Source organism: Leptotrichia sp. oral taxon 879 str. F0557, assembly GCF_000469385.1.
GTDB classification, from domain to species: domain Bacteria; phylum Fusobacteriota; class Fusobacteriia; order Fusobacteriales; family Leptotrichiaceae; genus Leptotrichia; species Leptotrichia mesophila.
Window position 1 is genome coordinate 32179 of record NZ_KI271347.1, and the last position, 8150, is coordinate 40328.

Annotated in this window: 6 protein-coding genes; all 6 read left to right on the forward strand. The window is 30.2% G+C overall.

The annotated features are described in order from the left end of the window. Nucleotides 1-24 precede the first annotated feature (24 nt). The 6 genes from HMPREF1552_RS09745 to clpP all read left to right on the forward strand — a co-directional run bounded on the left by HMPREF1552_RS09745 (nt 25) and on the right by clpP (nt 7922). Entirely contained in the window at nt 25-594 is a 570-nt protein-coding gene (locus HMPREF1552_RS09745) for a DUF448 domain-containing protein (protein ID WP_021745013.1), read from the forward strand. Then, entirely contained in the window at nt 591-3644 is a 3054-nt protein-coding gene (gene infB / locus HMPREF1552_RS09750) for a translation initiation factor IF-2 (RefSeq protein WP_021745014.1), read from the forward strand. Before HMPREF1552_RS09745 ends, infB begins: the two co-directional genes overlap by 4 nt. Nucleotides 3645-3666: 22 nt before the next feature. Beyond that, on the forward strand, nt 3667-4035 hold the full coding sequence (gene rbfA / locus HMPREF1552_RS09755) for a 30S ribosome-binding factor RbfA (RefSeq protein WP_021745015.1): 369 nt from the start codon (nt 3667-3669) through the stop codon (nt 4033-4035). Nucleotides 4036-4124: 89 nt separating this feature from the next. Then, nucleotides 4125-5822 carry a single-stranded-DNA-specific exonuclease RecJ gene (gene recJ / locus HMPREF1552_RS09760; RefSeq protein WP_021745016.1) on the forward strand — a complete coding sequence of 566 codons (1698 nt, stop codon included), beginning with the start codon at nt 4125-4127 and terminating at the stop codon, nt 5820-5822. A 56-nt stretch (nt 5823-5878) separates the two neighbouring features. Then, nucleotides 5879-7165 (forward strand): trigger factor, encoded by a 1287-nt coding sequence (gene tig / locus HMPREF1552_RS09765; RefSeq protein ID WP_021745017.1) that lies wholly within the window; start codon nt 5879-5881, stop codon nt 7163-7165. Between the two features lie 181 nt (nt 7166-7346). Beyond that, on the forward strand, nt 7347-7922 hold the full coding sequence (gene clpP, locus HMPREF1552_RS09770) for an ATP-dependent Clp endopeptidase proteolytic subunit ClpP (RefSeq protein WP_039901587.1): 576 nt from the start codon (nt 7347-7349) through the stop codon (nt 7920-7922). Nucleotides 7923-8150: the final 228 nt, after the last annotated feature.

The following is an 8150-nucleotide window of genomic DNA, read 5'->3' on the forward strand; positions in this document are numbered from 1 at the left end:
CAAACAAGGAGATGATTAGAGAGTTTGGATACATTAATAAAAGAAAAAAAAGAAAGTAACAAACCTGAAAGAATGTGTATTTGCTGCAGGAAAAAAGGTAAAAAGATGGATTTTTTCAGGATAACTGAGCAAGACGGAAAATATGTTTACGATAAGGAAATGAAGGTGCAGGCAAGAGGATTTTATGTCTGTAAAACGAATGAATGTATTGAAAGACTGTCAAAACACAAGAAATATAATGTTGAAATAGAACAGCTTGTACGAATGCTTGAGGAAGTAAAAAAACAAAAGAAAAATATAATTGATATTTTAAAGCCGATGAAAAATTCTGAATATTTTGTTTTTGGAGTGGAGGAAACAATTAACGGAATAAAGCGTGAAAAAGTAAAGCTTGTTATTATTCCAAAAGATATAAGGGCAAAATATATTGAGGAGTTTAAAAAATTAACTGAAAAATTTAATTTTAAAATTGTATTTGTTGAAAAGAAAATTGAATTAATAGAGCTTTTTTCAAGAGATGTGAATGTTGTCGGTATTTTTGACAAAAAAGTAATCAAAGGAATATTAAGCAAAGTGGAGGTGATGAATGGATGAAAGTGCATGAATTAGCAAAGGAAAATGGTTTTACGGCAACAAAATTTATGGAGGAAATCAGAAAAATTGGGGTAGATAAAAAACACCACATGAATGTACTGAGTGATGAAGAAGTAAGCCTTATAAGGAAAAAACTTCAAAAAGGTGTCCAAAATAATCAAAATAACGGTAAAACGGAGAATCTGAATAAAAAAGAAATTAAATCAAATGAAAATATTGCAAAAACAGTAAATAGCCATTCAGACAATCAAAAAAACAATAGTATTGAACATAATAAAATTAATGAACAAGAAAACATTAATAAAAATTATGAGAAATCAAAACAGCCATTGGAAAAAGATATTAAACTAAATGCAGAAAATAAATCAGATAATAGTAATAAAAATAATCTGAATAACATAAAAGATTTAGATAATAATAAAAATCATAAATTTGAGCAGTCAAATAAATTTGATAAAAAAGAAAATAAAAAGAAAATGGAGATGAAAGTTAATTTGAGTAGTCAGAGTAATAAAATGAATGAAGTAAATAAAGATAAGCAGAATTTTCAAAATAGAGAGAACAGAGAAAATGGAGGAAGAAACTTCCAAAATCGAGACAATCGAAATAGGGAAGACAGAAACAAAGACGGATTTAGAAGAGAAGGAAGAGATAATTTCAGAAAAGATAATAGAAACTTTAACAGAGATGGAAATTTTCAATCAAGAGATAGCCGTGATAACCGAAGCTTCCAAAATAAAGATAATCAAGACAATAGGGAAAATGGAGGAAGAAATTTCCAAAATCGAGATAACCGAAACAGAGAAGATAGAAACAAAGATGGATTTAGAAGAGAAGGAAGAGACAACTTCAGAAAAGATAATAGAAACTTTAACAGAGATGGAAATTCTCAATCAAGAGATGGCCGTGACAACCGAAGTTTCCAAAGTCGAGATAGAGATAACCAAAGTAGCACAAGAAACTTTAGAGACAGACAGGACAATAGAGGATTTTCTGATAAAGGTGGATTTAATAAGGACAGAGATGACTTTAGAAGAGACAGCCGAAGTTTTTCTAATGCTAAAAAGGAGCCAGCATCTGAAATTCCTTCAGCAACAGTAGCTGAAAAAGGGAAAGCTGGTGGAAAAGGAAAAGGAAAATTTGAGAAGAAAAAATACGAAAAAAATAGAAGAGACAGAGAACATCAAGAAAAAGAACTTCGTTCAGACTTTAGAAAAGATGACAAAAAGAAAAAGAAAAACAAGAAGCAAGAAAAAGTTGTCAAGGATGAAATTGTTAGAATTGAAGGAGAGAGCATAGGAATGATAACAATTGGAGAAGAAATTGTTATTAAAGATTTAGCTGAAAAACTAGGAATCAATGTTTCTGATATAATTAAAAAATTCTTTATGGAAGGAAAACTTCTTACTGCAAATGCAATTTTATCATTTGAAGAAGCTGAAGAAGTGGCACTTGAATATGAAGTAATTGTGGAAAAGGAAGTAATTGAAGAAGTTAGTTATGGCGAAAAATATCATCTTGAGCAAGAAGACAAGGAAGCTGAACTTGTAACAAGAGCACCTGTTATTACAATAATGGGACACGTTGATCACGGTAAGACATCGTTATTAGATGCACTTAGACATACAAATGTAATGGGTGATGAAGCTGGAGGAATTACGCAAAAGATAGGAGCTTATCAAGTAAACTGGAAAGGTCAGAGAATTACATTTATTGATACTCCAGGACATGAGGCATTTACTGAAATGAGGGCAAGAGGAGCGAATATTACAGATATTTCGATTCTAATTGTAGCAGCTGATGATGGGGTAAAACCTCAGACTGTAGAGGCAATTTCTCATGCTAAGGAAGCAGGAGTTCCAATAATCGTTGCAATTAACAAAATTGATAAGCCAGGTGCAGATCCTATGAAGGTTAGAACTGAATTGACTGAATACGGACTGATGTCACCTGAATGGGGAGGAACTACTGAATTTGTTGAAATTTCTGCAAAACAGAAAATTAATTTAGAAGAACTTCTTGAAACAATATTAATTACAGCAGAACTTGAAGAACTGAAAGCTAATCCAAATAAACGTCCAAAAGCAGTTGTAGTAGAGTCAAGACTGGATCCAAAAATGGGAGCAGTTGCCGATGTACTTGTGCAGGAAGGGACACTTAAAATTGGAGATGTGTTCGTAGCAGGGGAAGCTCATGGTAGAGTCCGTTCAATGCTTGATGACAGAGGTAAAAAAATAAATAAAGCCATTGTTTCACAGCCAGTAGAAATTACAGGATTTAATGTTGTGCCAAATGCAGGTGATGTTTTATACGGTGTAGAAAGCGATAAGCAGGCTAAAAAAATTGTAGAGGACTTTATTAGAGAGAAAAAAGTAAGCGAGCAGAACAAGAAAAAACACATTTCACTGGAAAGCTTGTCTCAAGAATTAGAAGAACAAGAATTAAAAGAATTGAAATGTATTATAAGAGCTGATTCAAAAGGGTCTGTTGAAGCACTAAGAGAATCGCTTGAAAAACTTAATACTGAAAAAGTTGTAATTAATGTAATTCAAGGAAGTGCAGGAGCTGTAACAGAAGGAGACGTAAAACTTGCAGAAGCATCAAATGCGATTATAATTGCATTTAACGTACGTCCAACAACACCAGCTAGAATCATTTCTGAAAAAATTGGAGTAGAAATTAGAAACTACAACGTAATCTACCATGCAACTGAAGAAATTGAGAAGGCAATGAAAGGAATGCTTGATCCTGAATTTAAAGAAGTTTACTATGGAAGAATAGAAGTTAAGCAAGTGTTTAAAGTATCAAATGTTGGAAATATCGCTGGAGCAATCGTTGTTGATGGAAAAGTTACAAAAGATTCAAAAATTCGTGTAATTCGTGATGGAATTATCATTTTTGATGGTGAATTAGGTTCGTTAAAACGATTTAAAGATGATGTTAAAGAAGTTGTAATGGGACAAGAATGTGGAATTGGTATCCAAGATTTTAATGATATTAAAGCTGGAGATATTATTGAATCGTACATTATGGAAGAAATCCCAAGATAACGAATAGATAGGTGATAATTGTATGAATGATAGAAGAAAAAGAGGACTGGAAAAGGAAATATCAAGAATTATCGGAATGACACTTTTAACAGAAATAAAAAATGACAAAATAAAAAATCTTGTATCAATTCACAAGGTTGAGCTGACAAAAGATGGAAGATACCTTGATTTAACATTTTCGGTACTAGATTTGAAAGATAGGGTAAATAAAGAAAAAATCGCCGAAGATTTGAATAAGTTAAAAGGTTTTTTTAGAAAGAAAATAGGTTCACAGCTGTCGATAAGATTTGTTCCAGAAGTGAGAATTCATTTGGATGACAGCGTTGAATATGGAGTAAAAATTGCTTCGATATTGAACGAAATAAAAAAGGATGATCACAATATCGAATAAAAAACATGGATCTGCTTTAAAAATATAGAACTAGTTTGATTTTGAAGCAGTCCTTCAACTAAACAAAAAAGGAAGCGATTAATCTTGTAATGAAATGGGAATTAAAAAGCTATAATGAAGATTATTTGACATCAAAAAGTTCTGAATTTGGTGAAAGCAGATTAATTTCAAGGCTGCTTTTGAATCGAGGAATTGACACAAAGGAGAAAGTTTCAAAGTTTTTAAATTCAGATAAAAAAGATATTCATAATCCATTTTTATTTGAAAATATGGAAAAAGTTGTAGAAAGAATAAAAAAGGCTGGGAAAAATAAAGAAAAAATTGTAATTTATGGAGATTATGACGTTGATGGTATATCTGGAGTAGCATATCTAGTAATAATGATACGAAAATTGGGACTTAATGTTGATTATTATATTCCGAATCGTGTTCACGAAGGGATAGGTATAAATAAAAACCTTTTAAATTTTTTGAAAAAACGGGATGCAAAATTATTTATAACAGTTGATGTTTCAATAAATAACCATGAAGAAATATTAATGTTAAAAAATAGCGGTATTGATATAATTATAACAGATCATCATAGGCAGATTGGAGTTCTGGAAGATAAGAATCAGGAAAAAGAATTGGGTATTCTTACAATAAATCCAAAGACTAGTAAAACTTATCCAAATAAATCTTTGTCAGGTTCAGGAGTTGCCTTTAAACTTGCTGATGCTATTTATGAAAGATATGGTGCAAATAAAAAAATACTGTATGATTATATGGATATTATAATGATTGGAACAGTTGCAGATGTAGTACCAATGACTGATGAAAACAGATTTATCATAAAAAAAGGACTAAATAATTTAAAAAAAACCAAAATAAAAGGTTTAAAGTATATTATTAACTATTTGAAGATAAATCCTAGAAATATAACAACCAGCGATATTGGATTTTTCATTGCACCAATTTTTAATGCACTTGGAAGAATTGATAATTCAAAAATTGTTGTAAATTTCTTTATTCAGGAAGATGACTTTAAACTTTTCTCGATTATTGAGGAAATGAAAAGAGCTAATAAAATCAGACGTTATTTGGAAAATGAGATTTATAATGAGCTGGAAGAAAAAATACAGCGTCTAGAACGCCCAAAATATATTTTTATGAAAAGTAGAAAATGGCATTCTGGCGTAATTGGGGTAGTCTGCTCAAGAATCTCAATAAAATACAATATTCCAGTAATTCTTATTTCAATAAAAAATGGATATGGAAAGGCATCGTGTAGAAGTATCGAAGGAATTAATATTTTTGATATTTTAAAAAGTGTGTCAGACAAACTGGAGCGATTTGGAGGGCATGACTTAGCGGCAGGATTTCTTGTTTCAGAAAAATATTTAGGCGAAATTGAAAAACATCTGCGGCAAAGACTTGCAAGAAAAAACAGAGAAAATGTGCAAAAAACTTTGTATGTTGATGCATGGTTGAACATTGAATATTTAAACAAAAGAAAATTACATGAAATAAATAGGCTATCGCCTTTTGGGCTAGATAATCAGGAGCCGAACTTTATGGATTCAGACATTAATTTTCTAAATTTAACGAGATTTGGGATAAATAATCGACATTTTAAAGGATTTGTCAGAAAAAATAACCGTATTATTTCAGTAATTGGATATAATTTAGGACATAAATTGAAGGCAAATAATTTTTATAAGAAAAAATTTAAAATAGTTTATACTCCGATATTTAAGTCTGGACATTCAGATTTATTTATCGAATTGAAAATAAAGGATTTTAAATAAAAATAAATTAATTAAAAAATTATATATAATAAAAAATTTTAGGAGGAATTAAAAAGATGGCAGTAAAAAAATTAAATGAATCTACTTATGAAGTATCAGCAGTTAGGGAAGGAGAAGAGTTAAAACACTTAAAAGAGCATGTTTTAGTACATTTTAAAGATGCAAAAGTTGATGGATTCCGTCCAGGACATGTACCTGTAAAAGTGATTGAAGAAAAATTCAAGAAAGAAATTGAAGGAGAAATATTAAACCACATTATTTCTGATGAATACAGAAAAGCAGTTGCAGAAAATGAATTAAAACCAATTGCTGATATTAAACTTGAAAAATATGAGCTTAATGATGACAAAATTGAGGTAGTATTTACAATACCTGTATTGCCTGCATTTGAATTGGGACAATATAAAGGTGTGGAAGTAGAAAAGGAAAAAGTAGAAATTACTGATGAAAAAGTAAACGAAGAAATCGAAAGATTAAGAGAAAATGCTGCAAAATTAAAAGAGGTTGCAGAAAATGAAGAAGCTAAAAATGATGACGTTGTAAATATTAACTTTGAAGGATTTATAGATGGTAAAGCATTTGATGGCGGAAAAGCTGAAGGATATGACTTAACATTAGGTTCTCACAGTTTTATTGACACTTTCGAAGATCAAATCGTAGGACATAAAAAAGGTGATGAATTTGACGTAAATGTTACATTCCCTGAAGAATATCACGCTGATAGCTTAAAAGGAAAACCAGCTTTATTCAAAGTAAAAGTAAACTCAATCAAGAGAAAAGAAGAAGCTGAATTAAACGATGATTTAGCAAAAGAATTAGGATTTGATTCTGTTGAAGATATGACAGCTAAAACTAGAGAAAATATTACAAAAAGAGAAGAAGCAAGAGCTGAAAATGAATTTAAGAACAAAGTTATAGACGCTGTAGTAAACGGAACAGAAGTTGAAGTTCCAGAAGCATTAGTTCAAAGAGAAATTGACTATCAAATCAACAGATTTGCACAACAATTGCAAATGCAAGGAATTAATCTTAACCAATACTTCCAAATGACTGGACAAACAATGGAAGCAATGAGAGAAAGCTCAAAAGAAAATGCTGAAAAAGCAGTAAAAACAGAATTAGTACTAGCTGAAATCGCAAAAGCTGAAGGAATTAAAGTAACTGATGAAGAAGTATCAAAAGAAATTGAAACATTAGCTGCAATGTATGGACTTGAAAAAGATGCATTAATTGCTGATGTAAGAAAAAATGGAAATTATGAAAGATTCATTGATGAAACAAACTATAGATTAGTAAATCAAAAAACAATTGATTTATTAGTAAAAGAAGCAAAAGTTAAATAGTAATTTTGAGAAAATTGTTAACTAAAAAGAATATTTTGATTTTAGAAGAATTTTGTGATAAAATAGTTTATTGCGAAATTCTTTTTTCTCTATATTTAAATTGTAAAATGTTAAAACAATTTTGTAATAACAAGAGAAAATAAATAATGAAAGAAAATTGACAGAAATAGGAGGAAATAATATGTCAGCATATAGTCCAGTAGTTATTGAAAATGATGGGCGTGGGGAAAGAAGCTATGATATTTATTCAAGACTTTTAAAGGATAGAATAATTTTTGTAAGTGGAGAAGTTGAAGATGGAATGGCAAATGCGATTGTCGCTCAATTATTATTTTTAGATGCACAGGATAATGAAAAAGATATAGTTATGTATATAAACAGTCCGGGAGGAGTAATTACCGCTGGGCTTGCGATTTATGACACAATGCGTCACATTAAAAGCGATGTTTCTACAGTATGTGTAGGACAGGCGGCAAGCATGGGAGCAGTGTTATTGGCGGCTGGAGCAAAAGGTAAAAGATACTCGTTGCCAAACTCAAGAATCATGATTCATCAGCCACTAGGCGGAGCAAGAGGTCAAGCAACAGACATTCAGATTCAGGCAAAAGAAATTGAAAGAATGAAGGAAATTACAAGCAAAATTTTATCAGAAGCAACTGGAAAATCAGTAGAAGAAATCTATGTAGATACTGAAAGAGACAACTTTATGTCACCAGAAGAAGCTGTAAATTATGGATTAATTGATAAAATTTTATAAAAACTTTATTTAAAATATATTTTTAAAATTATAGAAAATTTTATTTATGATAGTTTCATTTTTAATTATCTAAACCTTTATTTAATTAAAATAAGTATTAAGCAAAATTTCGTTAAAAGAAAAATAGCTGTCTGAGCTTTTAAAATAAATTTTAAATTGATATAAAATTATTTGTGTTGAAATAATTTATATTTAAAAGCGAGTTCTATTTTTCTTTTATAAGAAAGT

Excerpts from the sequence above, each read along its gene's own strand:
- infB (WP_021745014.1), top strand. The coding sequence starts at position 591 with ATGAAAGTGCATGAATTAGCAAAGGAAAATGGTTTTACGGCAACAAAA.
- rbfA (WP_021745015.1), top strand. The coding sequence starts at position 3,667 with ATGAATGATAGAAGAAAAAGAGGACTGGAAAAGGAAATATCAAGAATT.
- recJ (WP_021745016.1), top strand. The coding sequence starts at position 4,125 with ATGAAATGGGAATTAAAAAGCTATAATGAAGATTATTTGACATCAAAA.
- tig (WP_021745017.1), top strand. The coding sequence starts at position 5,879 with ATGGCAGTAAAAAAATTAAATGAATCTACTTATGAAGTATCAGCAGTT.
- clpP (WP_039901587.1), top strand. The coding sequence starts at position 7,347 with ATGTCAGCATATAGTCCAGTAGTTATTGAAAATGATGGGCGTGGGGAA.